Source organism: Achromobacter sp. SLBN-14, assembly GCF_006715415.1.
GTDB lineage: Bacteria > Pseudomonadota > Gammaproteobacteria > Burkholderiales > Burkholderiaceae_B > Achromobacter > Achromobacter mucicolens.
The window spans coordinates 4,073,502-4,097,808 of the sequence record NZ_VFNE01000001.1; the positions used below are offsets into that span (position 1 = coordinate 4,073,502).

Annotated in this window: 22 protein-coding genes and 1 tRNA gene; 17 read left to right on the top strand and 6 right to left on the bottom strand. The window is 63.5% G+C overall.

Annotated elements, in window-relative coordinates; translation table 11 throughout:
• Window positions 1–17: 17 nt before the first annotated feature.
• The 5 genes from FBY20_RS18525 to FBY20_RS18545 all read left to right on the top strand — a co-directional run bounded on the left by FBY20_RS18525 (window position 18) and on the right by FBY20_RS18545 (window position 5,938).
• The gene (locus FBY20_RS18525) at window positions 18–650 is read left to right on the top strand and encodes an RlmE family RNA methyltransferase (protein ID WP_056326836.1); all 633 of its coding nucleotides are present in this window, start codon (window positions 18–20) and stop codon (window positions 648–650) included.
• 220 nt (window positions 651–870) lie between these two features.
• Window positions 871–2,757, top strand: coding sequence for an ATP-dependent zinc metalloprotease FtsH (gene ftsH, locus FBY20_RS18530; RefSeq protein WP_062841739.1), 1,887 nt, complete (start codon window positions 871–873; stop codon window positions 2,755–2,757).
• Window positions 2,758–2,775: 18 nt separating this feature from the next.
• The gene (folP, locus tag FBY20_RS18535) at window positions 2,776–3,621 is read left to right on the top strand and encodes a dihydropteroate synthase (protein ID WP_056326840.1); all 846 of its coding nucleotides are present in this window, start codon (window positions 2,776–2,778) and stop codon (window positions 3,619–3,621) included.
• Window positions 3,618–4,961: a phosphoglucosamine mutase gene (glmM, locus tag FBY20_RS18540; RefSeq protein ID WP_056326842.1), complete on the top strand. Its 1,344-nt coding sequence runs from the start codon at window positions 3,618–3,620 to the stop codon at window positions 4,959–4,961. Before folP ends, glmM begins: the two co-directional genes overlap by 4 nt.
• A 170-nt stretch (window positions 4,962–5,131) precedes the next feature.
• Window positions 5,132–5,938, top strand: coding sequence for a GNAT family N-acetyltransferase (locus FBY20_RS18545; RefSeq protein WP_062841741.1), 807 nt, complete (start codon window positions 5,132–5,134; stop codon window positions 5,936–5,938).
• A gap of 158 nt (window positions 5,939–6,096) precedes the next feature.
• Here FBY20_RS18545 and ppx read toward each other — a convergent pair whose 3' ends face one another.
• Complete coding sequence (ppx, locus tag FBY20_RS18550; RefSeq protein WP_056326846.1) at window positions 6,097–7,584, bottom strand: exopolyphosphatase; 1,488 nt, start codon at window positions 7,582–7,584, stop codon at window positions 6,097–6,099.
• Between the two features lie 219 nt (window positions 7,585–7,803).
• On the opposite strand from ppx, the gene ppk1 reads away from it, so the two are divergent.
• The 6 genes from ppk1 to FBY20_RS18580 all read left to right on the top strand — a co-directional run bounded on the left by ppk1 (window position 7,804) and on the right by FBY20_RS18580 (window position 14,175).
• The gene (ppk1, locus tag FBY20_RS18555; protein WP_056326848.1) at window positions 7,804–9,879 is read left to right on the top strand and encodes a polyphosphate kinase 1; all 2,076 of its coding nucleotides are present in this window, start codon (window positions 7,804–7,806) and stop codon (window positions 9,877–9,879) included.
• 298 nt (window positions 9,880–10,177) lie between these two features.
• On the top strand, window positions 10,178–11,218 hold the full coding sequence (gene pstS, locus FBY20_RS18560; protein ID WP_056326850.1) for a phosphate ABC transporter substrate-binding protein PstS: 1,041 nt from the start codon (window positions 10,178–10,180) through the stop codon (window positions 11,216–11,218).
• A gap of 101 nt (window positions 11,219–11,319) precedes the next feature.
• Window positions 11,320–12,336: a phosphate ABC transporter permease subunit PstC gene (gene pstC / locus FBY20_RS18565; RefSeq protein WP_056326851.1), complete on the top strand. Its 1,017-nt coding sequence runs from the start codon at window positions 11,320–11,322 to the stop codon at window positions 12,334–12,336.
• 24 nt (window positions 12,337–12,360) lie between these two features.
• A complete protein-coding gene (pstA, locus tag FBY20_RS18570) occupies window positions 12,361–13,215 on the top strand; it encodes a phosphate ABC transporter permease PstA (protein ID WP_082586400.1) in 855 nt (284 codons plus the stop codon).
• 48 nt (window positions 13,216–13,263) lie between these two features.
• Window positions 13,264–14,040, top strand: a complete 777-nt coding sequence (gene pstB, locus FBY20_RS18575) for a phosphate ABC transporter ATP-binding protein PstB (RefSeq protein ID WP_056326853.1) — start codon at window positions 13,264–13,266, stop codon at window positions 14,038–14,040.
• A gap of 58 nt (window positions 14,041–14,098) precedes the next feature.
• Window positions 14,099–14,175, top strand: a tRNA-Pro gene (locus tag FBY20_RS18580).
• Window positions 14,176–14,314: 139 nt separating this feature from the next.
• On the opposite strand, the gene FBY20_RS18585 is transcribed toward FBY20_RS18580, so the two are convergent.
• Together FBY20_RS18585 and FBY20_RS18590 are read right to left on the bottom strand one after the other, a co-directional pair.
• The gene (locus tag FBY20_RS18585) at window positions 14,315–15,295 is read right to left on the bottom strand and encodes a tripartite tricarboxylate transporter substrate binding protein (protein ID WP_142053875.1); all 981 of its coding nucleotides are present in this window, start codon (window positions 15,293–15,295) and stop codon (window positions 14,315–14,317) included.
• Window positions 15,296–15,327: 32 nt separating this feature from the next.
• Entirely contained in the window at window positions 15,328–16,278 is a 951-nt protein-coding gene (locus FBY20_RS18590) for an esterase (protein ID WP_142053877.1), read from the bottom strand.
• 83 nt (window positions 16,279–16,361) lie between these two features.
• Between FBY20_RS18590 and FBY20_RS18595 the strand changes: the two genes are divergently transcribed.
• A complete protein-coding gene (locus tag FBY20_RS18595; RefSeq protein WP_142053879.1) occupies window positions 16,362–17,255 on the top strand; it encodes a LysR family transcriptional regulator in 894 nt (297 codons plus the stop codon).
• 57 nt (window positions 17,256–17,312) lie between these two features.
• On the opposite strand, the gene FBY20_RS18600 is transcribed toward FBY20_RS18595, so the two are convergent.
• Window positions 17,313–17,960, bottom strand: a complete 648-nt coding sequence (locus FBY20_RS18600; protein ID WP_142053881.1) for a BON domain-containing protein — start codon at window positions 17,958–17,960, stop codon at window positions 17,313–17,315.
• A 327-nt stretch (window positions 17,961–18,287) separates the two neighbouring features.
• Between FBY20_RS18600 and FBY20_RS27720 the strand changes: the two genes are divergently transcribed.
• The 5 genes from FBY20_RS27720 to FBY20_RS18620 all read left to right on the top strand — a co-directional run bounded on the left by FBY20_RS27720 (window position 18,288) and on the right by FBY20_RS18620 (window position 22,772).
• Window positions 18,288–18,443 carry a hypothetical protein gene (locus FBY20_RS27720; protein ID WP_160144418.1) on the top strand — a complete coding sequence of 52 codons (156 nt, stop codon included), beginning with the start codon at window positions 18,288–18,290 and terminating at the stop codon, window positions 18,441–18,443.
• A 53-nt stretch (window positions 18,444–18,496) separates the two neighbouring features.
• Window positions 18,497–19,186, top strand: a complete 690-nt coding sequence (locus FBY20_RS18605) for a phosphoribosyltransferase (protein ID WP_142053882.1) — start codon at window positions 18,497–18,499, stop codon at window positions 19,184–19,186.
• A 31-nt stretch (window positions 19,187–19,217) separates the two neighbouring features.
• Window positions 19,218–20,576 (top strand): erythromycin esterase family protein, encoded by a 1,359-nt coding sequence (locus tag FBY20_RS18610; protein ID WP_142053884.1) that lies wholly within the window; start codon window positions 19,218–19,220, stop codon window positions 20,574–20,576.
• A gap of 50 nt (window positions 20,577–20,626) precedes the next feature.
• Entirely contained in the window at window positions 20,627–22,192 is a 1,566-nt protein-coding gene (locus tag FBY20_RS18615; RefSeq protein WP_142053886.1) for an AAA family ATPase, read from the top strand.
• A 115-nt stretch (window positions 22,193–22,307) separates the two neighbouring features.
• Entirely contained in the window at window positions 22,308–22,772 is a 465-nt protein-coding gene (locus tag FBY20_RS18620; RefSeq protein WP_255452395.1) for a hypothetical protein, read from the top strand.
• A 90-nt stretch (window positions 22,773–22,862) separates the two neighbouring features.
• Here FBY20_RS18620 and FBY20_RS18625 read toward each other — a convergent pair whose 3' ends face one another.
• Window positions 22,863–23,129, bottom strand: coding sequence for a hypothetical protein (locus tag FBY20_RS18625; RefSeq protein WP_056326865.1), 267 nt, complete (start codon window positions 23,127–23,129; stop codon window positions 22,863–22,865).
• Between the two features lie 135 nt (window positions 23,130–23,264).
• Window positions 23,265–24,176 (bottom strand): DNA/RNA non-specific endonuclease, encoded by a 912-nt coding sequence (locus tag FBY20_RS18630; RefSeq protein ID WP_142053888.1) that lies wholly within the window; start codon window positions 24,174–24,176, stop codon window positions 23,265–23,267.
• Window positions 24,177–24,307: the final 131 nt, after the last annotated feature.

The window sequence follows — 24,307 nt, forward strand, 5'->3', positions numbered from 1 at the left end:
CGTGGAATTGTACGGTAATGGCCAAGAATAAATTCTCTAAAGACTGGATTCACCAGCACATCAACGATCCCTATGTGAAGCTGGCGCAACAGAAGGGCTATCGCGCCCGCGCCGCCTTCAAGCTGATCGAGATTCTCGACACCGAAAAGCTGCTGCGCCGCGGCGACCTGGTCGTCGACCTGGGCTCCGCGCCCGGCAGCTGGTCACAGGTGGCGCGCGAACGGCTCGCGGGGCCGGGCGGCGTCGTGGACGGCCGCATTATCGCGCTGGACATCCTGCCCATGGAACCCGTGGCAGGCGTGGAATTCATCCAGGGCGACTTCCGCGAAGACGAAGTCTTGAAACAATTGGAAGACATGGTCGGAACCCGCGCGGTGGACCTTGTTATTTCCGACATGGCCCCCAACTTGTCCGGGGTGGGTATTGCCGATGCCGCGCGCATCCAGCATGTATGCGAATTGGCGATGGAATTTTCCTGCGCCCACCTCAAGCCCAACGGGGCGCTGATCGTCAAGGCATTCCACGGCACTGGCTTTTCGCAGATCGTCGAATCCTTCAAAAAGCGCTTTCGCCGGGTGGTTGAACGCAAACCGAAGGCGTCACGGGACAAGTCCTCTGAAACCTTTCTGGTGGCGCGCGATCTGAAGTAACCCTTCCGTATCCATCCGGGGCAAGGTGCCCTGGCCAAGAAAACCCCGTCCCGCCGAGACAACGACCAGAAAACTCAAGAATCAAATGTAATTAAATGGGCCCCACGGCTGCCAGGACGCAACTCCGTCCTACAGGTTAGAATGGGCTATTGACATACTTGTGACTGTGCCATACGCGGGTGCACAGTCGCCGGTCGGAATCGAAAGCAGGAGATCGACCTTGAACAATTCATTTTCCAAAGTCGCTGTCTGGATGGTGATAGCCCTGGTGCTGTTCACCGTCTTCAAACAGTTCGACGGACGCGCTCAGACCCAGGACGGCGTGACCTACACGCAGTTCATGGACGACGCCAAGGCGGGACGCATCCGCAAGGTCGACGTTCAAGGCGACGTGCTGTACGTCACCCCGGACGCGGGCCGCGCCTATACGCTGACTTCGCCCGGCGATCTCTGGATGGTCTCCGACCTGCTGAAGTACGGCGTGCAGGTGTCCGGCAAACCGCGTGAAGAGCAGTCGCTCCTGATGAGCATCTTCGTGTCGTGGTTCCCCATGCTGCTGCTGATCGGCGTCTGGGTGTTCTTCATGCGCCAGATGCAGGGCGGTGGCAGGGGCGGCGCGTTCAGCTTCGGCAAATCGCGCGCCCGGATGCTCGACGAAAACACCAACCAGATCACCTTCGCCGACGTTGCCGGCTGCGACGAAGCCAAGGAAGACGTCCAGGAGCTGGTCGACTTCCTGCGCGACCCCAGCAAGTTCCAGAAGCTGGGCGGCCGCATTCCGCGCGGCGTGCTGATGGTGGGCTCGCCCGGTACCGGCAAGACGCTGCTGGCCAAGGCCATCGCCGGCGAAGCCAAGGTGCCGTTCTTCAGCATCTCGGGCTCGGACTTCGTTGAAATGTTCGTCGGCGTGGGCGCGGCCCGTGTCCGCGACATGTTCGAAAACGCCAAGAAGCACGCGCCTTGCATCATCTTCATCGACGAAATCGATGCGGTCGGCCGCCAGCGTGGCGCCGGTCTGGGTGGCGGCAACGACGAGCGCGAACAGACGCTTAACCAGATGCTGGTTGAAATGGACGGCTTCGAATCCGGCCAGGGCGTCATCGTGATCGCCGCGACCAACCGTCCCGACGTGCTGGATCCGGCGCTGCTGCGTCCGGGCCGTTTCGACCGCCAAGTTGTCGTGCCGCTGCCCGATATCCGTGGCCGCGAGCAGATCCTGAAGGTTCACATGCGCAAGGTTCCGCTGTCGCCCAACGTCGACGCGACCATCCTGGCGCGCGGCTGCCCGGGCTTCTCCGGCGCCGACCTGGCCAACCTGGTCAACGAAGCCGCGCTGTTCGCCGCCCGCCGCAATGGCCGCACGGTGGATATGTCCGACTTTGAGAAGGCCAAGGACAAGATCATCATGGGCGCCGAGCGCCGCTCCATCGTGATGCCCGAAGAGGAACGCAAGAACACCGCGTACCACGAGTCCGGCCACGCGATCGTCGCGCGCATGCTGCCCAAGACTGACCCCGTCCACAAGGTCACCATCATCCCGCGCGGCCGTGCGCTGGGCGTGACCATGCAGCTTCCGGAAACCGACCGCTACAGCATGGACAAGGGCCGCCTGCTGTCCACGATCGCCGTGCTGTTCGGCGGCCGTATCGCGGAAGAGATCTTCATGGACCAGATGACGACGGGCGCCTCGAACGACTTCGAACGCGCCACCGCCATCGCCCGAGACATCGTCACGCGCTACGGCATGACCGACGAACTGGGTCCCATGGTCTACGCCGAGAACGAAGGCGAAGTCTTCCTGGGCCGTAGCGTCACCAAGACCACGCACATGTCCGAAGCCACCATGCAGAAGGTGGACACCGAGATCCGCCGCATCATCGACGAGCAGTACGGCGTTGCGCGCAAGATCCTGGAAGACAACCGCGACAAGGTCGAAGTGATGACCGCCGCGCTGCTCGAATGGGAAACCATCGACGCCGACCAGATCAACGACATCATGGAGGGCCGTCCCCCGCGTCCCCCGAAGACGCCGCAAGGCCCGTCGGATACGTCCGATACGCCGCCGACCGGCCTGGCTGCAGGCGGCAACACGGCAGCTGCGGTCTGAGGTCCTTCGTTCTGGGTTATGGCAAATAACTTCCTTTGCGGGCGCTTCGAGTTTGATCTCGAGCGCCCGCTTGTCATGGGCATCGTCAATGTCACGCCGGACTCGTTTTCCGACGGCGGCCAGCACGACGATACCGATTCCGCGGTGGCGCATGCGCGCCGGCTGATCGACGAAGGCGCGCAGATCCTGGATCTGGGCGGCGAGTCCACGCGGCCCGGCGCAGACCCCGTGTCCGTGTCCGACGAGCTGGACCGGCTGCTGCCGGTGGTCGAGGCGCTGCGCGACTGCGGCGTGCCGCTGTCCATCGACACCTTCAAGCCGGAAGTCATGCGCGCCACGCTGGACGCGGGTGCGGACATGATCAACGACATCTATGGTTTCAGGCAGCCGGGCGCGATCGAGGCCGTCTCGCAATCGCGCTGCGGCCTGTGCGTCATGCACATGAAAGGCGAGCCGCGCACCATGCAGGCGGCGCCGCCCGAGTACACCGACCTGATCGGTGAAATTGGCCTCTTCCTGGGGGCACGCGCGCAAAAGCTGCGCGCGGCCTGGATCGATCCTCGGCGCATCGTGCTGGACCCGGGTTTCGGGTTTGGCAAGACGGCCGACCAGAACTTTCAACTGCTGCGCCGGCTGTCCAGCCTGCGCAGCACCGGTTATCCATTGCTGATCGGCCTGTCGCGCAAGAACATGATCGGCCAGGCCACAGGCCGGCCGGTCGGCGACCGGCTGCCCGGCAGCATTGCCGCCGCGCTTGCCTGCGTCGCGCGTGGCGCCTCCATCGTGCGCGTGCACGATGTTGCGGCCACCGTGGATGCGCTTAAGGTATGGCAGGCGGCTGAACAAGGAGCTATCAGTTCATGATTCGACGCAAATATTTCGGTACCGATGGCGTACGCGGTGAAGTCGGCGGTCCGGTGATCAACGCCGAATTCGCGCTGCGGCTGGGCTACGCGGCTGGCCGCGTGCTGGCGCGCGAGCACGCGGTGCGCGGCGCGACGCGCCCGCAGGTCGTCATCGGCAAGGACACCCGGATTTCCGGCTACATGCTGGAATCCGCGCTGGAGGCGGGGCTGTCCGCCGCCGGCATCGACGTGCTGCTGGCCGGCCCAATCCCCACGCCCGCCGTGGCCTACCTGACCCGCGCCCTGCGCCTGGTCGCCGGCATCGTCATCAGCGCATCGCACAATCCCTACCAGGACAACGGCATCAAGTTCTTCTCGGCGCAGGGCATGAAGCTGCCCGACGACATCGAAGCCGATATCGAGGCCGCGCTGGACGAGCCGCTGGGCTGCGTCAGCTCCGAAGGCCTGGGGCGCGCGCGCCGCATGGGCGATGCCCAGGGCCGCTACATCGAGTTCTGCAAGAGCACGTTCCCCAACGATCTGGACCTGAACGGCATGACCATCGTGGTCGACGCCGCGCACGGCGCCGCCTACAACATCGCCCCGCACGTCTTCCGTGAGCTGGGCGCCGAAGTCCACGCGATCGGCGTGAACCCGGACGGTTTCAACATCAACAAGGGCGTGGGCGCGCTGCACCCCGAGCTGCTGGCCAAGGAAGTCAAGGCGCGCGGCGCCCAGCTTGGCATTGCGCTGGACGGCGACGCCGACCGCCTGCAGATGGTCGACGGCGAGGGCCGCATCTACAACGGCGACGAGCTGATGTACGCCATCGTGCGCGAGCGCATGCAGCGCGGCAAGGTCGAAGGCGTCGTGGGCACGCTGATGACCAATTTCGGCTTCGAGCGCGAAATGAAGCGACTGGGCGTGGGCTTTGACCGCGCCAACGTCGGCGACCGCTACGTCCTGGAACAGATGCAGTCGCGCGGCTGGCTGTACGGCGGCGAAAGCTCCGGCCACCTGCTGTGCCTGGACTGCCACTCCACCGGCGATGGCATCGTGGCCGCCTTGCAGGTCCTGACGGCGCTGCGCCGCAATTCGGCTGCGCTGGGCGATTGGGTCAGCGATCTGCGCATGTATCCGCAGAAGATGATCAATGTGCCGCTCACGCCCGGCATGGACTGGAAGACGCATCCCGGTCTGACGGCGGCGCGCCAGGCGGTCGAAGCCGAACTGGACGGCCGCGGCCGGATCCTGATCCGCGCTTCGGGGACGGAACCCAAGCTGCGTCTGATGGTCGAGGCCGAAGACGAGGCGCTGGCGACCAATTCCGCCGAGAAGCTTGCGCAAAGCTTGGGGTAAACCCGGAGTTTTCGTTTTAATATGTGGGCCACGCGTCGAAAATCGGCGCGTGGCCTTTGTTTATGTGCACTTTCTGTACCGGCCTAATCTTCATAGTCACGTAACATATTGGTCAAGTCATTGACATACAGGGCGTCCACACTGGCTGGACTCTCTAGGAGCTTCGCGCAATGCTGGAATTAGCACGCATCAACCCGAGCCGCAGTACCGCAGAACCCTGGACGGGCGCCGCCCCCAAAGTCCTGGCGGTCGGCCTGGCGCGTACCGCCGAAGAAATAGAGCAGATTCAACGCCTGCGCTATGACGTCTTCACGGAAGACATGGGCGCCGTCTTTCCAGATGCGCAAGACGGCATCGAACAAGACCGCTTCGATCCCTTCTGCGAACACCTGATGGTGCGCGAGCTCGACACAGACCGCGTCGTCGGCACCTATCGGATCCTGACCCCCGAAAAAGCCCTCGAAGCCGGCGGCTATTACTCGCAATCGGAGTTCGACCTGTCGGGTCTGGGCGCCATCCGCGACGAAGTCGTCGAGGTCGGCCGCTCGTGCACCCACGCGGATTACCGGGGCGGGGCGGTCATCATGCTGTTGTGGTCCGGCCTGGCCGAATACCTGCGCCGCGGCGGTTACGAATATGTGCTGGGTTGCGCCAGCGTCAGCCTGCGCGACGATGGCGTCACCGCCGCCGAAGTCTGGCGCACGGTTGCCAAGCAGATGCCCCAGGGCAACGAGCCGCGCGTCACGCCGCTGCACCGCTACCCGGTCGAAAAGCTGAACAGCACGCTGCCGGCTCGCGTGCCGCCGCTGATCAAGGGTTACCTGAAGCTGGGCGCCAAGGTTTGCGGCGAACCCGCCTGGGATCCGGATTTCAACGCCGCCGACTTTCCGGTCCTCTTGAAGATGGAGCGCATGGACGAGCGCTACCGCCGCCACTTCGGCCTGGATCAGCCGGCCGTCCTTAATACTCAGCGCTAGACGCCACTACCATGCGCCGCCTGCTCCGCCGAATGACTATCAGACTGATACGGCGGGCCACCCGGCCGCTGCGCATGGAACTCAGGCGGCTCGATCGCGAAACCGATCTGTCGCCATTTTGAAGCGCCGGTGCGGCCAGGCCGCCCCGCGCGGCCGCTTCAGAACTCCAGCAACTCGAACGAAAACCCGACCTTGTTCCACTCGGCTTCTTCCGCGCGCAGCGTGAAGTCGCTGAGCGGATGTTCGGCCAGCCATTCGCGATTGACGCGCACCACGATGGAGTTGTCGCGGACCGAGGCGGTCAGCGGCAGGGGCTCGATCTCGCCGCGGCGGCGGAACAGCAGCACGGCCAGACGCAGGGCCAGAATGGCTTTCCACTGCGGGCGCGACCGCACCAGGGGTTCCAGCTTGACGAGCTTGCCCTGGTGACCCAGCGCCAGCAGGGCCAGCAGTTGCTGGTCCGCGCGCGAGAAGCCGGGCATGTCCGCGTTTTCGAGCACGTAGGCGGTGTGCTTGTGATACGCGTTGTGCGCGATCGACAGGCCCACTTCGTGCAGGTCTGCCGCCCAGCCGAGCGCGGGCCGCAGTTCGGCGCGTTCCTGGCCTTCCGGGAACATCGCATCGAACAGGGTAAGGGCGGCGTGGCGCACGCGGCGCGCCTGGTTCACATCGACGTGATAGCGCTTCATGAACTGGCGCACCGATTCATCGCGCTTGTCGTGCTCGTCGTCGCGGCCCAGCAGGTCGTACAGCACGCCCAGCCGCAGCGCGCCGTCGCCGGTGTGCATGACGTCGATGCCCAGTTCGTCGAACAACGCGCTCATGATGGCCAGGCCGCCCGGGAGCACGTCGGCGCGCTCGATCTTGATGCCGGGCAGCTCGGACGGAATGACGCGGCCCGAGCGCACGAGGCGGTCTTTCAGCTTGTTCAGCCCCACGCGCGTGATGCCGCGGTTGGAATAGCCGCCTTCGGTCAGGATGGCAAAGAGCGCCTTGGCCGTGCCGGAAGAGCCATACACTTCTTTCCAGCCCGTCTTGCGGTACTGCTTGGCGATGACTTCGATCTCGCGGCGCGCGGCCAGTTCGGCCTGTTTCATCTGGTGGGCGTCCACCACGCCGTCCGAGAAGAACTGGCGGCTGTAACTGACGCACCCCATGTAAAGCGAGGACATCAGACCGGGCTCGAGCCCTTTGCCGATGATGACTTCGGTGGAACCGCCGCCGATGTCGATGATCAGGCGCTTGTTGGGGGAGGGGGGCAGGGTGTTGACCACGCCCGTGAAGATCAGGCGGGCCTCTTCGCGGCCGGCGATGACTTCGATCGGAAACCCCAGCGCGGCTTCGGCCCGGGGCAGGAAGTCCCGCGTGTTGCGGGCGACGCGAAAAGTGTTGGTGGCCACCGCGCGCACCCGATTGGGGTGAAAGCTGCGTAGCCGTTCGCCAAAGCGTTCCAGCACGGCGATGGCGCGGTCGATGGCGTCGTCGCTAAGCCGTTTATCGGCATCCAGGCCGGCGGCCAGCCGGACGGTTTCCTTGAGGCGGTCGATCTGGTAAATCTGGGGCGTACCGTCCTGCTGAACGATGCGTCCGATGGAGAGGCGAAAGCTGTTGGACCCGAGGTCCACCGCGGCCAGAAGTTGATCCATGCGGCTCGTGATATTGGCTGTGAGGTGGACCGATTATAGAGACCCCATGTGACAACGCCTTCGGCTTCGGGTTTTTGCTTATGGAACAGGCGCTTGCAAGCGTCAGGCCGATGCGCCATACGTCCCGTATTTGACGTACCCTTAGCGAATGGGCGCTGTCATAGAACCGTCACTCTTTTGCAGTAAAACTTCACGCTCTCTTTTCGTATGGAATCCGGTATGCCCACACGTCCGCCAGGCGAGCCTCTGCTCATGAATCGCGAATTGTCGCTGCTCAAGTTCAATGAACGGGTGCTGGCGATGGCGGAGAACCCCAAGACGCCGCTGCTCGAGCGGCTGCGCTACGTGTGCATCGTCAGTTCCAACCTGGACGAGTTCTTCGAGATCCGGATTTCCAGTTTGAAAGAGCAGCAGCGCCAGTCGCCCAACCTGGTCGGACCGGACGGCATGACGCCGGACGAGGCTTTCGACTGCGTTCAGCAGGCCGTGCATGAATTGGTGGGCCGCCAGTACAACCTGCTCAACGACGACATCCTGCCGGCGATGCACGCCGAGGGCATCGCGCTGCATCACGCTTCCGAATGGAACGCCGCGCAGCAGGAATGGGCGCGCGACGTGTTCCATCGCGACGTGATGCCGCTCTTGACGCCCATCGGGCTGGATCCCGCGCATCCGTTTCCGCGCGTCTACAACAAGAGCCTGAATTTCATCGTGTCGCTGGCGGGCGCCGATGCCTTCGGCCGTCAGGCATCGATCGCCATCGTCCAGGCGCCCCGGGCCCTGCCGCGTCTGATCAAGATGCCCCAGGAACTGTCGGGGCAGCCCGAAGGCTACATCCTGCTGACCTCGCTGCTGCGCGCCTTCGTGGGCGAGCTGTTTCCGGGCCTGGAAATGCTGGGCTGCTATCAGTGGCGCGTCACGCGCAACAGCGATCTCTTCGTGGACGAGGAAGAAGTCACCAACCTGCGCCATGCGTTGCAAGGCGAGCTGTCGCAGCGCAACTTCGGGGCGGCCGTCCGGCTGGAGATCGACAAGCTGACGCCGGTTGAGCTCGAAACGTTCCTGCAGCGCGAGTTCTCGCTCAAGGCGGACGACACCTATCGTGTGCCCGGCCCGGTGAACCTGTCGCGCCTCATGCAGCTGTGCAATTCCGCGGCGCGCCCGGATCTGCTGTTTCCCGACTATCGCGCCCCGGTGCCCGCGCCCTTTGACCGGGTCGGCGACAAGCCGGCCGATCTCTTTGAAGCGGTGGCAGAGTGCGACCGCCTGCTGCACCACCCCTACCAGTCGTTCCAGCCCGTCATCGATTTCCTGACCGCGGCCGCGCTTGATCCCGACGTGATGGCCATCAAGCAGACCATCTACCGTACCGGCGAGGACTCCGAGCTGATGAAGATCCTGCTGGCGGCCGCGCGCGCCGGCAAGGAAGTGACGGTGGTCGTGGAGCTGATGGCGCGATTCGACGAACAGACCAACATCAACTGGGCCTCAAAGCTCGAAGAGGTGGGGGCGCATGTCGTCTACGGCGTGGTGGCGCACAAGACGCACGCCAAGATGGCGGTCGTGCTGCGCCGCGAAAAAGGGCGTCTGCGCCGCTACGCCCACCTGGGCACCGGCAACTACCATCCCCGCACGGCGCGGCTGTACACCGATTTCGGACTGCTGACCGCCGATCCCAAGCTGTGCGAGGACATGGACAAGGTGTTCGCCCAGCTGACCGGCCTGGGCGCGCGGCGGGCATTGAAGTCGCTGATGCAGTCGCCGTTCACCCTGCACGAGGGCATGGTGTCGCTGATCCGCGCCGAGGCGCGCGCCGCCAAGGCGGGCAAGCGGTCGCGCATCATGGCCAAGATGAATTCGCTGCTCGAAGAGCAGATCATCGCCGAGCTCTACAAAGCCAGCCAGGCGGGCGTGAAGATCGACCTGATCGTGCGCGGCGTGTGCGCCCTGCGCGCCGGGGTGCCGGGCTTGTCGGAGAACATCCGCGTGCGCTCCATCGTGGGCCGCTTCCTGGAGCACTCCCGCGTCTTCTATTTCTATGCCGAGGGCGAAGAGACGGTGTACCTGTCGTCGGCCGACTGGATGGACCGCAATTTCTTCCGGCGCGTGGAAATCGCTTTCCCGATCTATGACAAGACGCTCAAGAAGCGCGTCATCGACGAGGCATTCACCTATGCCCTGCGCGATAACCAGCTCGCCTGGCAGCAGCAACCCAGCGGCGACTACGCGCGCGTCAAAAGCCGCCGCGAGCCCTTCAACCTGCACCAGTTCCTGATGCAGAAGCTGGGCGTGTAACACCGGCACGGCGGTAAACCGTCCCTGATATTGCACCAGGTGCCGACCGCCGCGCCATGCCGGTCCCCGAGCTTGAGCATGGCCCCGGCCAGCCCATTTCCGCAGTGGAAATGGGCTTTTTTCATTCGGGGACGGGCTTGCCAATGCAGCCGAATGGATCTGGCTTTGCCGGTCGGCCACTGGGGATCATGACTGTCATGGTCTTGTCACGTTGGGCTCCTAAGATGCGAGGGTCGCTGAAAGACAGGCAGCTAAAAAGCCTGCCAAGACTCCTTTAACGAGCACAGAAGGAACCCAGATGTTCAAACGTGTCTTCAAGCAAGTTTCCGTGGGCGTCGCGCTGAGCGCCGCCGTTTTCGCTGTCCAGGCCGCCAACGTGACCGGCGCCGGCGCATCGTTCCCGTACCCGATCTACGCCAAGTGGGCGTCCGACTACAAGGCTGCGACCAACAACGCGGTCAACTACCAGTCCATCGGTTCGGGCGGCGGCCAGCAGCAGATCATTGCAAAGACCGTCGACTTCGGCGCCTCGGATGACCCGATGAAGGCTGCCGACCTGGAAAAGCACGGCCTGCTGCAATTCCCCGCCGTGATCGGCGGCACCGTTGCCGTCGTGAACGTCGACGGCGTCGAGCCGGGCAAGCTGAAGCTGTCGGGCAAGGTCCTGGCCGACATCTTCCTGGGCAAGGTCAAGAAGTGGGACGACGCCGCCATCAAGGCGCTGAACCCCGACCTGAAGCTGCCGTCGGCCGACATCATCGTCGTGCACCGTTCGGACGGCTCGGGCACCACCTTCGGCTGGACGAACTACCTGTCCAAGGTGTCGCCGGAGTGGAAGTCGCAAGTCGGTGAAGGCAAGGCCGTCAAGTGGCCCACCGGCCAGGGCGGCAAGGGCAACGAAGGCGTCGCCGCCTACGTCGGCCAGCTGAAGAACTCGATCGGCTACGTCGAATACGCCTACGCCAAGCAGAACAAGCTGGCTTGGACGCAACTGCAGAACAAGGACGGCAAGTTCGTCCAGCCCGAGCAAAAGGCGTTCGCCGCCGCGGCCGCCAACGCCGACTGGAAGAGCGCGCCGGGCATGGGCGTGGTCCTGACCGACGAGCCGGGCGCCGATTCGTGGCCCGTCACCGCCGCTACCTTCATCCTGATCCACAAGTCGCAAGACAAGCCGGCTCAGGGCAAGGCGGTGCTGGAATTCTTCGACTGGGCCTTCAAGAACGGCGCCAAGTCGGCTGAAGCCATGGACTACGTGCCGCTGCCGGAAGCCGTGACCAAGGAAATCCGCGCCGCCTGGGGCGAAGTGAAGTCCGCCGACGGCCAGGCTGTCTGGAAGTAAATCAGTAACGCGCGGCCCCGACGCCACCTGGCGGGCGGGGCCGCCGCCTGTAATTCGACCTACCTGCTGTTCCCCCCAGGTTTCCTAAGGAAAGTCCATCCATGAGCGCGGTAATGGATAATAGTGTGCCGCTTCCGCCCAGCGTGGCGGATTCCGTGACTACCGGCACGCCTTCGCCTATGAAGCAAACAAAAAACGCGCTGATGGATGCGCTGTTCAAGAATCTGACCCGCCTGTTCGCCTTCCTGGTGTTCATTCTGCTGGCGGCAATTCTTATCTCCCTCATCTATGGCAGCCGCGAATCGCTGGCCAAATACGGCCTGTCGTTCCTGTGGCTCAATGACTGGGATCCGGTCAATTCCAATTACGGTGCGGTTGTGCCGATCATCGGTACGTTGCTGACGTCCGCGATCGCGCTCATCATCGCCGTGCCGGTGTCCTTCGGCATCGCCATCTTCCTGACCGAACTGTCGCCGACCTGGCTGCGCCGCCCGCTGGGCACCGCCATCGAAATGCTGGCGGCCATCCCGTCCATCATCTACGGCATGTGGGGCCTGTTCGTCTTCGTGCCCGTGTTCCAGCAGTACGTGCAGCCGTTCCTGATCGCGACGTTGGGCAATCTTCCCATCATCGGCGGACTGTTCGCGGGCCCGCCGTTCGGCATCGGCATCTTTACCGCCGGCCTGATCCTCTCGATCATGATCATCCCGTTCATCGCCGCCGTGATGCGCGACGTGTTCGAGCTGGTCCCCGCGATGCTCAAGGAATCGGCATACGGCCTGGGCAGCACGACCTGGGAAGTGATGTGGCGCGTTGTCCTGCCCTTCACCAAGTCGGGCGTCATCGGCGGCATCATGCTCGGCCTGGGCCGCGCGCTCGGCGAAACCATGGCCGTGACCTTCGTCATCGGCAATGCGTTCAAGTGGTCCGGCTCGCTGTTTTCGCCCGGCAACTCCATCGCCTCGGCGCTCGCCAACGAATTCAACGAGGCGGGCGGCATCCAGAAGGCGGCGTTGCTGGAACTGGGCCTGATCCTGTTCCTCATCACGACCATCGTGCTGGCCCTGGCCAAGGCGCTGCTGGTCCGCCTGTCCGCTGGCGAAGGCAAGAAGACCTGACGCCCGGAAGCACAAGGAAAAACCATGGCTGAATCCGTACTCAACATGCAGAACGGCATCTATCGCCGGCGCCGCGTGGTTAATCGCATCATGCTCGCCGTGTCGATGACGACGCTGATTTTCGGCCTGTTCTGGCTGTTCTGGATCATTATCACGTTGCTGATGAAGGGCGCGCCCGCGCTGTCGTACACGCTCTTCACCGAAATCACGCCGCCGCCGGGCCAGGCGGGGGGCTTGCTCAACGCCATTCTCGGCAGCGTGATGATGGCGGGCGTCGGCACGCTGATCGGCACGCCGGTGGGCATCCTGGCCGGCACCTACCTGGCTGAATACGGCCAGCGCGGCTGGCTGGCGCCCGCCACGCGATTCCTGAACGACGTGCTGCTGTCCGCGCCGTCGATCATCATCGGTCTGTTCATCTACGCCGTGTACGTGGCGCAGGTGGGGCATTACTCCGGTTGGGCCGGCGCGGTCGCGCTGTCCATCCTGGTGATTCCCGTCGTGGTCCGCACCACCGACAACATGCTGCTTCTGGTGCCCAACAGCCTGCGCGAGGCCACCGCCGCGCTGGGCTGCCCGAAGTGGCGCATGATCACCATGGTGTGCTATCGCGCCGCCAAGTCCGGCATCATCACCGGCGTGCTGCTCGCCATCGCCCGCATCTCCGGCGAAACCGCGCCGCTGCTGTTCACCGCGCTGTCCAACCAATTCATGTCGCTGAACATGAACGGGCCGATGGCCAACCTGCCGGTCGTCATCTACCAATACGCCGCCAGCCCCTTCAAGGACTGGAACAACCTGGCCTGGGCCGGCGCGACGCTGATCACGCTGCTGGTGTTGGGCATCAACATCATCGCCCGCAACTTGTTCCGCAAGTAAAGATCGCTATCCCGGCGCGCCAGGCGCGCCGGAGCCAAGGGAAATGCAATGGAAAACACCGCTACCGCAGTCAAGAACAAGCTCGAGGTCAAGGACCTGAACTTCTACTACGGCAAGTTCCACGCGATTCGCAACGTGAACATGTCGATTCAGGAGAAGAAGGTCACCGCCTTCATCGGCCCGTCGGGCTGCGGCAAATCGACCCTGCTGCGCACGTTCAATCGCATGTTCGAGCTCTACCCCGGCCAGCGCGCCGAGGGCGAAATCCTTCTGGATGGCGAAAACCTGCTGACGGCCAAGACCGACATTTCGCTGATCCGCGCCAAGGTCGGCATGGTCTTCCAGAAGCCCACGCCGTTCCCCATGAGCATCTACGACAACATCGCCTTCGGCGTGCGTCTGTTCGAACGCCTGTCCAAGGGCGAGATGGACGAGCGCGTCGAATGGGCGCTGAGCAAGGCCGCGCTGTGGAACGAAGTGAAGGACAAGCTGCACCAGAGCGGCAACAGCCTGTCCGGCGGCCAGCAGCAGCGCCTGTGCATCGCCCGCGGCGTGGCGATCAAGCCCGAAGTCCTGCTGCTCGACGAGCCGTGCTCGGCGCTGGATCCCATCTCAACCGCCAAGATCGAAGAGCTGATCGCCGAACTGAAGAACGACTACACCGTCGTGATCGTGACGCACAACATGCAACAGGCCGCGCGGTGTTCGGACTACACGGCGTATATGTACCTGGGCGAACTGATGGAATTCGGTCAGACCGACCAGATTTTTGTTAAGCCCTCGCGCAAGGAAACCGAGGACTACATTACGGGCCGCTTCGGCTGACCGCAGGGTCGGGCGCAGCGCACGCCAGACACCAGTTTCTGGTATAGTCTCCACCCTTCGGGGCGTAGCGCAGCCTGGTAGCGCATCTGCTTTGGGAGCAGAGGGTCGTGAGTTCGAATCCCACCGCCCCGACCAATATTCATGCGGGTCTTCGGATTTCCGCAGTGCAAGAAAAGACGAATGGTGGCCCATCCTATGGACCACCAATCGGTAGGACAAAAAAAATGGCCCCAAGCTCACAAAGCTTGGGGCCATTTTGTTGTGTCCCTTCCTCCTACTGCCGCGGGATCTTCGCGTCTTCGATCAGCTTTTGCCATTGCGCATCGCTGCTCGCCACGAACTGCCCAAACGCCGTGGGCGAGGTGGGCGGGCTGACCTTTACGCCCAATTCCTTGAATCGTGCCTGGATCTCCGGCTTGGCCATGACACGGCTGAACGCGGCGTTCAATGTCTGGACGATGGGTTCCGGCGTATTCGACGGTGCAAAAATTTCGGTCCAGAAGTAATAGTCCATCCCGTTGAGTTCCGGCGTTTCACCCGCCGACGCCAAGTCCGGGTTGCCGATGTCGCGGTCGCGGCTCATGACGCCCACGCCCGTCACACGGCCGCTTTTGATCAGTTCAAGCAGGGCGGGCAACCCGGACACCGCGATATCCACGTTCCCGCCGATGACATCGGTCGCGATCTTCGAGGCGCTGGCATAGGGAATGAAGGTGATGTCCGTACCGGTGGTGAGCTTGAAACTCTCCATGGCGATGGCGGGCAGCGAGCCGACGCCCGTGGCGCCATAGGTCAGCTTGCCCGGGTTGGCCTTGGCGCGCGCAATCAGGTCGCCGAACGATTTCACGCCCAGGTTCGGGTTCGCCACCACGCCGACGCCGCTTGTGCCCAGCGGCGCGACGGCGGCCAGGTCGCGGTAGGTGTATTTGGCCGACGACTGCAGAATGGGTGCGATCACGACGTCGGACACGATGCCCATCAGTACCGTGTACCCGTCGGGCTTGGCGTTGACGGCGCGCGTGACGCCGATGATGCCGCCGGCTCCCGCGACGTTCTCGATGACGACGGTCTGGCCCAGCTCGCGGCCCAGTTCGGGGGCGATGATGCGAGCGAACGTGTCCACCGAGCCTGCCGGCGCGTAGCCCACGATGAGCTTGATGGGATGGGCAGGGTACGCCTGCGCATGCGCCGCGCTCGTTCCTCCCAACACAAGGGCTCCCAGCAGCGCTGCGCTGGAAAGCGTTCGGATGTTCATGGTTGTCTCCCGTTGTTGTCGTTTGTGTTGCTTCAGCTTTGCAGCCAGTTCAGGACGTGTTGGAATACCTCGTCGCTATTGCGGTCCATCATCGGCAGGTGCGAATTGCCCGCGATGCCGCTCTCGGGCAGGTCCAGGACCGTGACGTCGGCGCACCCCCGAATGGAATCCAGATAACGCTCGGCTTGTTGGCGGTAGCCGACCCAGTGCGATCCCGATGGTTCGATGAAGTCGCCCCACACAACAAGATGCGGCGGCAGCGCTTCAATCGGCGCCGCTTGCGGCATGCCGCCGGGCTCCACGCCCACCACCCGGCGCACCGCGCGTGGCCGCCGGCGGGCAATTTCGGCTGCAAAGCCCGCGCCTTGGCTGTGGGCCACGATATGGCAATGTCCCACCCGTTCGATCAACGCTTCGTAGGCCGCCAGGATCATGGACTCGTGGCCCGGCCAGCGCGGCACCCATTGATTGGCGAACGCGTCGAACGCCTCGGTGGGAAACTGTTGCCCTGCATAGGCTTCGCGCCGCGCAGGGTCCGGGTCATAGACAGGCCCGATGCGAAACGTCGTCCAGGCCTCGCGCTTGGTGCGAAAGACGGGTGCCTCGCGATACACCTGCGGGAACCGTGCCCATGACGAACGGCCCCGTTCCACCGCATCGCTGACCAGCACGTCGTAACCGGCGTCCAGGAATTTCCACAGCCAGCCGTTGCGGCCATCGGGGGTCGTTTCCCAGGTGCAACCTGTCATGCCCCCGCCATGCCAAAGCAGCACCGGATCCGGATGGCGAGGCTGCGCCAGGCGGTACTCCTGGACATACATCTGCCCATAGACCTGCTCTCCGTTCGGGTTGACCTCGCGCGGCGATCCGTTCAGGACCATGCTGCGATATTCGACCGGCAGGCCTTCCAGCACGGCGGTCGCGCCGCCCACGAAGAAGCTGCTCATCGATTTCAGGAAAATGCCCTTGCCTTGTGAATTCATGATGGCTCGTCGAAGTGATGCCGGCATGTTCGGCCAGCGCGTATAGTTACGTCTATCCAAAAAATTTCAACGATTATTGATCGATGCGAATCAATTACGATCTGGAAGATATCCGCGCGTTCTGCTGCGTGGCGCGCATGGGTCAATACACGTCGGCGGCCGCGTTGCTGTGCGTCACGACGTCGGCCTTGAGCCGGCGCATCGCAAAGCTGGAGTCGGAAATTGGCGGGCGTTTGTTCGAACGCACGACGCGCAGCGTGGTGCTGACGTCGGTGGGCCGCGCGCTCTACGAGCGCGTGCTGCCTATCGTGACGCAGATGGATGCCAGCCTGACCGAGGCAGCCCGCCGCGCGCGGGGGCACGAAGGCACGCTGATGGTGAGCACGGTGGCCTCGGTAGGTTATTCGGTGCTGCCGAAGGTGCTGCCCGAGTTCTATGCACGGCATCCGCAGGTGTACCTGTCGATCCGCGACGGCAACGCCACCGTCACGACGGGTCTGGTCGAAGAACGCGAGGTGGAATTCGGCATTACCACGCCGGTGTCATTCGGCCCCACCCTGGAGGCCGAGCGCGTCGCCACCTATGGCTTTAACCTGGTGTACGCCGAGGGTTCTGCCCTGGCGCCACGCAGCCGCAAGCTGTCGTGGAAAAAGTTGCCCGGCCTGCCGGTGGTGGGACTGAATCCGGTCAGTTCCACCCGCTTGCAGATCGACAGCGTCCTCAATGCCCGCGGGCTGGAGTTGCCGTGGACCATCGAAGTGGATCAGCTGGCCACCATGATCGGACTGGTGCAGTCGGGCAATTTCGTGACCATCATGCCGGCATTGTTCGAGGCGCATGGCTATGGCCTGAAGTCGATTCCGGTCCTGGATCCCGACATTACGCGGGATGTGTACATCGTGCGCCGGCGTGACAGCACGCCGACGCCCCAAGGCCAGTATCTGATGGAACTCGTGCGCGCCTACCTTGCGCGTTGAGTCACGCCAATTGATTCGGCCGTTGCCCGCCGGCAAGCCGCAGCGCAAGCGCCGCCATCAGCCCACGGTGAGCTTGTCTTCCACGCTGATGACGCTTGGCGCGCTCCATGCGGCCTGCTCGGCGACGCGCCTGTCGGCCAGGCTATTCACTTTTCCCATCAGCGTGACGTGCCTGTCGTGCACGGCCACTTGAATATCGTGTGCTTCCAGCGCAGCGCTTCGTTTCAACGCGTCCTGAATTCGCTGTTTCACATCGCTGATCTGCGCGTTGTTCGACAACTTGATCTGGTTCGCGACGCCCTTGACGCCGGATAGGCGGCGAATGGCGCTTTCGGCCGCCACGCGCTGGAAGTTCCAACTGACCTCTCCGCTCAAGGTCACCCAGCCGTGTTGCACCTTGACCTGCACCTTGTTGTCGGGGATGGACACATTCCACCCAATGCTGGTGATCGCGCGTTTGGCCAGCTCTTCGTCCGAGTTTCCTTGCTCGTAGCCGGTTCGGACTTCGAGCTCCTGCGCGATGCCTTTGACGCCTTTCACGTGTGCGGCAATCTTCTCTGCGTCGTACTTTTCGCTGAACGTGCTGACATGCCCCGTCAGCGTTACGACCCCTTGGGAAGCCGCGACCCCGATGCCGGTCGCATCGACGCGGGGATCGAACTCCAAGGCGTCCAGCACGTGACGGCGAAGTTCTTCGTCTTTCATGATGGCTCTCCTGTCGGAATAAGGGACGAGTTAAGAGGTACGCGTGTTCCGTCGCGCACCCCGGATTCGGCGCTCTTCGCATCGATTTTCCCGGGGCAGGGCGAGTCAGTCTTGACGATCGTCAATGGAAAAATGGGGTGCGTTTTGTGCCGGGCGTTCGGGGGGCGACGCGTGCACGCCCGCCAAGCGGGGCTCGTCTGTGCCCCTGGCAAAGATTCGATGAACGGGTGGTTGGAAAATTCGTGATTTTCGTCAACAAGGCGCCGTGGCGCCGGTTCATGATGGGCTATCCCGCCGCGTCGGGCGGCGAACGTCCAGGAGGCCATCATGCAGCAACCCGCCAAAACTCCCCCGCCGAAAGCCAGAAAAGAAGAGTCGCGCCAGAAGGAAGACGCCGTGGCACAGCGGCAGAAGGCCGAAATGGCCGAGTCGCTGGGACGGCACAAAAATACTGGCCAGAAAGATCACAAGGGCGCGCGTTGATATCCGCGCGGGTCACGGCCTGGCAACACAACTGGCTGGGGACGCAAGAGATCATGAACATTCTCTTCAGAAACCGGCGCGAGGCCGGGCTGTTGCTCGCGCGGCAATTGGCCCGATATGCGGGGCGGCCGGATGTGATCGTGCTGGCGTTGCCGCGAGGCGGCGTGCCGGTGGGATTTGAAGTCGCGGCCGAGCTGGATGCCCCCCTGGACATCAAGGTGGTGCGAAAGATCGGCATGCCGGGGCATCCCGAATACGCCATCGGCGCGATCAGCAGCGATCAGTCTCTGTTCCAGACCAGGGAAATTGAGGCCTACGGCGTCGATCCAAAAGCGATCGAGTCCATCGTGTCGCGTGAACGGAAAGAAATCGAGCGCCGTGAATCGGTCTATCGCGCGGGGCGGCCACCGCTTCCATTGCAGGGAAAGGTCGTCATCGTGGTGGATGACGGCCTTGCGACGGGTTCGACCATGCGCGTGGCGCTTCAGTCCGTACGCAAGAATAATCCCGAGTGGGTTGTTGCCGCCGTGCCCGTTGCCGCCGCCGAAATCAGGCAAGAACTTGAGGGCGAAGCGGACGAAGTCGCGTGCCTGCATACGCCGACGCCGTTCTATGGCGTCGGGCAATGGTATGCGGATTTTGAACAGACCGCGGACGACGAGGTCCTGCATCTGTTGCACGAAGCGCAGCGCCGGCATCCGCCCACCGCGTCGACGGCGACTTCTTCGTCGCGCAACGGCTGATTCCCCCCCTGGTCCAGCCTTCGGAGTGCACATGGAAACCGCCATCGATGCTCACGCCGCCACGCTTGCCCAACTGTCTGCGGCCGCGCGGCCGCTTACGGGAGGAATGACGGACTATGACGCGCTTCTTGAACATATCGGCGGCGCGCGCTTCGTGCTGATCGGCGAAGCAAGTCATGGCACGCACGAATTCTACGAAGAACGGGCTCGCATTACGCAGCGGCTGATCGCCGAAAGGCGATTCTCTGCGGTCGCGGTCGAGGCGGATTGGCCCGATGCCTATCGCGTCAACCGATATCTGCGCGGCCAAGGCGACGACAATGCCGGCGAGCAGGCTCTGGCGGGGTTCAAGCGATTTCCAACGTGGATGTGGCGCAATACCGAGGTCGTCCGGTTCGTGGAGTGGCTTCGGTCTTTCGACCAATCGTTGCCCGCACACGCGGCGCCCGTCGGCTTTTATGGGCTCGATCTATACAGCCTGTTCACGTCCATTGCCGAAGTGCTGAAGTACCTGGATGAAGTCGACCCGGATGCTGCGCGTGATGCGCGTCAGCGTTACGCCTGCTTCGATCATTTCGGCAGCAGTAGCGAGCGCTATGGCTACTTGGCGCACCATGGCCTGTCGGCGTCATGCAGGGACGCCGTGATCGCGCAAATGCAGGATCTTAATGCCCGTGCGGCCGAATACATGCGGCGCGATGGCCAGGCGGCAAGCGATGCGCTCTTTCACGTGCAGCAGAACGCGCGCCTGATCGCAAACGCCGAGCAGTATTACCGAACCATGTTCGACCAGCGCGTTTCGTCCTGGAATCTGCGGGATCGGCACATGATGGAAACGCTTGATGCGCTAGCCAGGCATTTGCCTCGGACAGAAGACGGCCTGCCACCAAAGATCGTGGTGTGGGAACACAATTCTCATGTGCGAGACGCGCGCGCGACGCAAGTGGGCCAGGCCGGCGAGTTGACCGTGGGACAGTTGGCGCGTGAAGCCTATGGCAAGCAGGCGTTTCTGATCGGACTGACCACCTACCAGGGCAGCGTGACGGCGGCGGCCGATTGGGACTTGCCCGCCGAGCGCATGCGGGTGCGCCCAGGCCTGCGGGGAAGCTACGAGTCGCTGTTCCATGAGACGGGCCTTAGCCGCTTCATGTTGCCGCTCAACAGCGATCAAGAGGTGATGCGGGCGCTGTCGCCGTCCCGCCTGGAGCGCGCCATTGGAGTCGTCTACCGTCCGGAAACGGAACGAGGCAGCCATTATTTTTACGCCTGCCTGCCACGGCAGTTCGACTGCGTGCTGCATGTTGACGAGACGCGAGCGGTTGAACCTCTTGAATGGGGCGACACCTGGAAATTGGATGAGGCGCCAGAAACCTTCCCGGCAGGTGTTTAGCGGCGCCGGCACGTCAGACGGAGCGGCATTGCGATGCGAGACGGACCAGCATGAACCGGACAGATGAACACGTGGACCCGGACGCGCGGTGCCAGGCCGCAACGCTGGAATTCTTGACCCGTCCTGATGTTCACGGCGTCCCTGCGGGCGACATCGTCACGATACGCACCCATATCTCCGTTATTGTCCTTGCCGGGATTCGCGCCTTCAAACTGAAAAAGGCGGTGCGTTTTCCCTATGCCGATTTTTCCACTGCGGCGCGGCGCTTGGCGGCCTGCTTGCGTGAACTTGAGCTCAACCGGCGAACCGCGCCCGATCTGTATGTGGCGGTGCGGGAAATCAGGCGGGACGACAAGGGCAATCTGAATTTCGACGGCCCCGGAGAATTGATCGACGCCGTCGTGGAAATGCGTCGCTTCCCGGACGATGCGCTGCTGGAAGCCGTCGCGCAGCGGGAAGGGCTGACCGACGCGCTGGCCGAGCGCATTGCGGGAGAGATTGCCAAGTCTCATGACAACGCGCCGATCGTGGGCGGCGTGAATGTGCCTTCCAGGCTGGCCCACGTGCTGGCCGCGGCGGAGAAACTTCTTGCCGCGGCCGGCGTGCTGCCCGGACCGAAGATCAAGGTGCTCTGCGCCGCGATTCGTGACGAGTTGGACAAGCAGGCGCCGCTGCTGGCCGCGAGGGCGGCGGCGGGGCATGTGCGCCATTGTCACGGGGACCTGCACTTGCGCAATATCTGTGTGATCGATGGCGCGCCGATGCTGTTCGACTGCCTCGAGTTCGATGATGCCCTTGCCACCATCGATGTCCTCTACGACCTGGCATTTCTGATCATGGATCTTTGCTCGCAGGGGTTTTCGCGGCAGGCCAACGTCGTGCTGAACCGATATCTGGATCTCCGCCACGATGACGCTGGCATGGCGCTGATGCCGTTGTTCCTGGCCATCAGAGCCGTCATCCGCGCCCACGTCCTGGTCGCGCAGGCCGAAGAAGCCATCGACACTACGCGAACGTCTCTGCTGGGAAAGGCCCAGCGCTATATCGATACCGCGCTCGCCTGCCTGTCGCCGCGCGTCGGGCGTCTGGTTGCCATTGGCGGGCTCAGCGGCTCGGGAAAATCATCGTTGGCCGTCGCGATCGCGCATGCGCTTGGCCCGATGCCGGGGGCTCGGATACTGTCCAGCGACCGTATTCGCAAGCAGATGTGGGGAGTGCCGGCCTCATCGAAGCTGCCCGAAATGGCTTATCAAGCCGACTTTTCCGAAGACGTCTACGCGGCACATGCCGATTGCGCGCAGAAGCTGGCCCAGGCCGGTTGCGCAGTGATCGCCGATGCAGTGTTTGAGCGGGAGGCCTGCCGTCAGCGTATTGAACAGTGCGCGGCGCGCGCAGGGGTTAGCTTCAGCGGATTTTGGCTTGATGCGTCACCGGCCGCGTTGTCGGCACGCGTGAATCAGCGCACGAACGACCCTTCGGACGCCACTGAGGATGTGGTGCGCGCCCAGTTGGCGCGGCAACGCGACGTCAAAGGCTGGACGCATGTCGATGCGCAACGCCCGCTGGAATGTGTCGCCGCGTCCGTCCTTGCACACCTGGACGGGCATCGGGCCTGACACATCGCGTTACTGCGTTCGTGGCGGCCGATGATTGCCGCATGGTAGATATATCGGCGGGAGTTGCCGCGCGGCGCGTCGCCGGGCGCATCCCCCTTTTTCCAAGGAGCCGACCATGAATGCTGTTCACAAGATGAATGCTGTTCAAGTGTCCCTGAAAAGCTTTTCCGCGATCCTTTGCCTGGCGGGTCTGGCGTGGACGGCTGGCGCGGCCTATGCTGCCGACACCAGCGCTACCTCGCAAGCGCAGCATCAGCAGGATGTCGCGACCTGCAAGAGTGGCGCCTCTGGCCAACCGCTAGAGACGTGCCTGCGCGAAGCGGCTGCGGCACGGCAAGAGCGTGATCGTCAGAACCTGAATGCGCAGAGCCCGGAACAGCTCCGCCAGAACGAGCTGGCGCGCTGCAACCGTCTGCCGGAATCCCAGCGGCAGACCTGCGTGGCGAAGATGAACTCGCCCACCAGTGTGCAAGGCAGCGTGCAGGGGGGCGGCGTACTGCGCAAGAAAGAGATCCAGGTGCCCGCTACCCCGGCCAATCCCGCCACGCCGGCCGGCAGTGCACCGGCGCCCGCGCGTTGAACGGGTCGTTTTCGCACGTATGAAACGCGGTGTTTCGCTGCCATGCGGCACATGCTTGCGTGGCAGCGTTTGTCCAATGGGCGCCGCTGCCTAAAACCGCTGATCCTTGTCGAACGGCACCTCGGAATCGCTAGGCGCTTCGAACGTCGGCGCTTCGCCGTTCAGATCCGCGACGTGGATCTGCGCGAGGCGGGTGGCCTCGGCAATTGCGCCGTGGGCGGAATGAAACCGTTCATCGATGGCAATGCGCTCGGACGGCACGCCGGCGATGGGAGAGATCAGCGTATAGCCAATGCGCCAATCATCGCCGTCCTGCTCCGGCTGCGCGATCTGAAAGTCCCATTTTGCGGTCTGCATAATTTCCTCCAGTCGGTCGGTGCATCCTACTGCACTCGTTGCGCCGTTGAAAGTGAGACCGCGAAACGCATGCAGCCAGCCATGCAGGTCTGGATGTGGGCACAGTAGAACGACGATTCCCGTCTTGCACGATCGTCAATGCTTCGACGTTGGCAGCAGCTGCATGCCCGTGCGCCGCGCGAATTCCTCGTAGCTGATGGGCGCGCCTGCCGTGGTGCTGGGGCTGTTGGCCTGCCAGTGCACCCAAGAGCGTCCGGTGGACGCGTCGTAGACGACCTTGAACAGATGGCTTGGAACGGCCACGCCCGAGCCGATCTGTTTGGGCTTGTCGCCGTAGTAGGGGCCGGTGAAGACATACACGTCGCCCGAGGCGCGCATGACGTACTTGCGCGTGTCCTGTTCGATCTGGCTCCATGGTCCGCCGTTGTGACGCTGGTCTTGAGGCACCATGTTGGCCAGCGAAAAGCTCTGCGCCATTGCTTCGGGCGTGGACATGTCGCCCGCCGGAGCCATGTGCCCGCGGGAATAGCCCGAGCCGCGGTAGTCCGTCAGTTCGGCACGTTCGGCGCGGGGCACGCGCGCTTCGGCATAGAACTTGTCGGACCGCTGCATGTCCTGCGCCTGCGTCAATATCTTGCGGTTCAGGCGCTCTGCAACGAATACGGGCGTCTTGGTCTGGCCATTGTGCAAGATGGCGAAGTTGGAAAAGCACAGCTCGCGCAGGGCTTGGCTGGCCGGGACGACCGGCGGGCGTTGCTGCGGGAAGAACTGCGGACACTCGGCAAAGCGCGTGTGCGCCATGCCGCCTGCCGGCACCGCCGCGGGCGCGAACTTTTCGTGGGTCGGCCAGCCGACGCGCGCAAGAATTTCGTCAAGCGAAAACTGAGGGCGCCACTGCGGATTCAGCGCGTACGTGGCTGCGCCGAAGGCGGCCACCGAGGTCAGCGCGAATGTGCGCAGGAACCGGAAGATGCGGCCGCCGCTTGCGGCCTTGCTTCTGCTGGCTGGGGCTTTCTTTCTGGGTGCTGATTTCTTCGCGCGGGTCATGCTGCCTGTTTGTTGCGGGCCGGCGCCACTTCGCGCTCGGCAACTGGCGGCATTGTAGATGACCGCAACATGACAGGCGCAGACCGGGCAATCGGGCCGACGCCGACAACGGCAAGATCATTGGCCGGGGT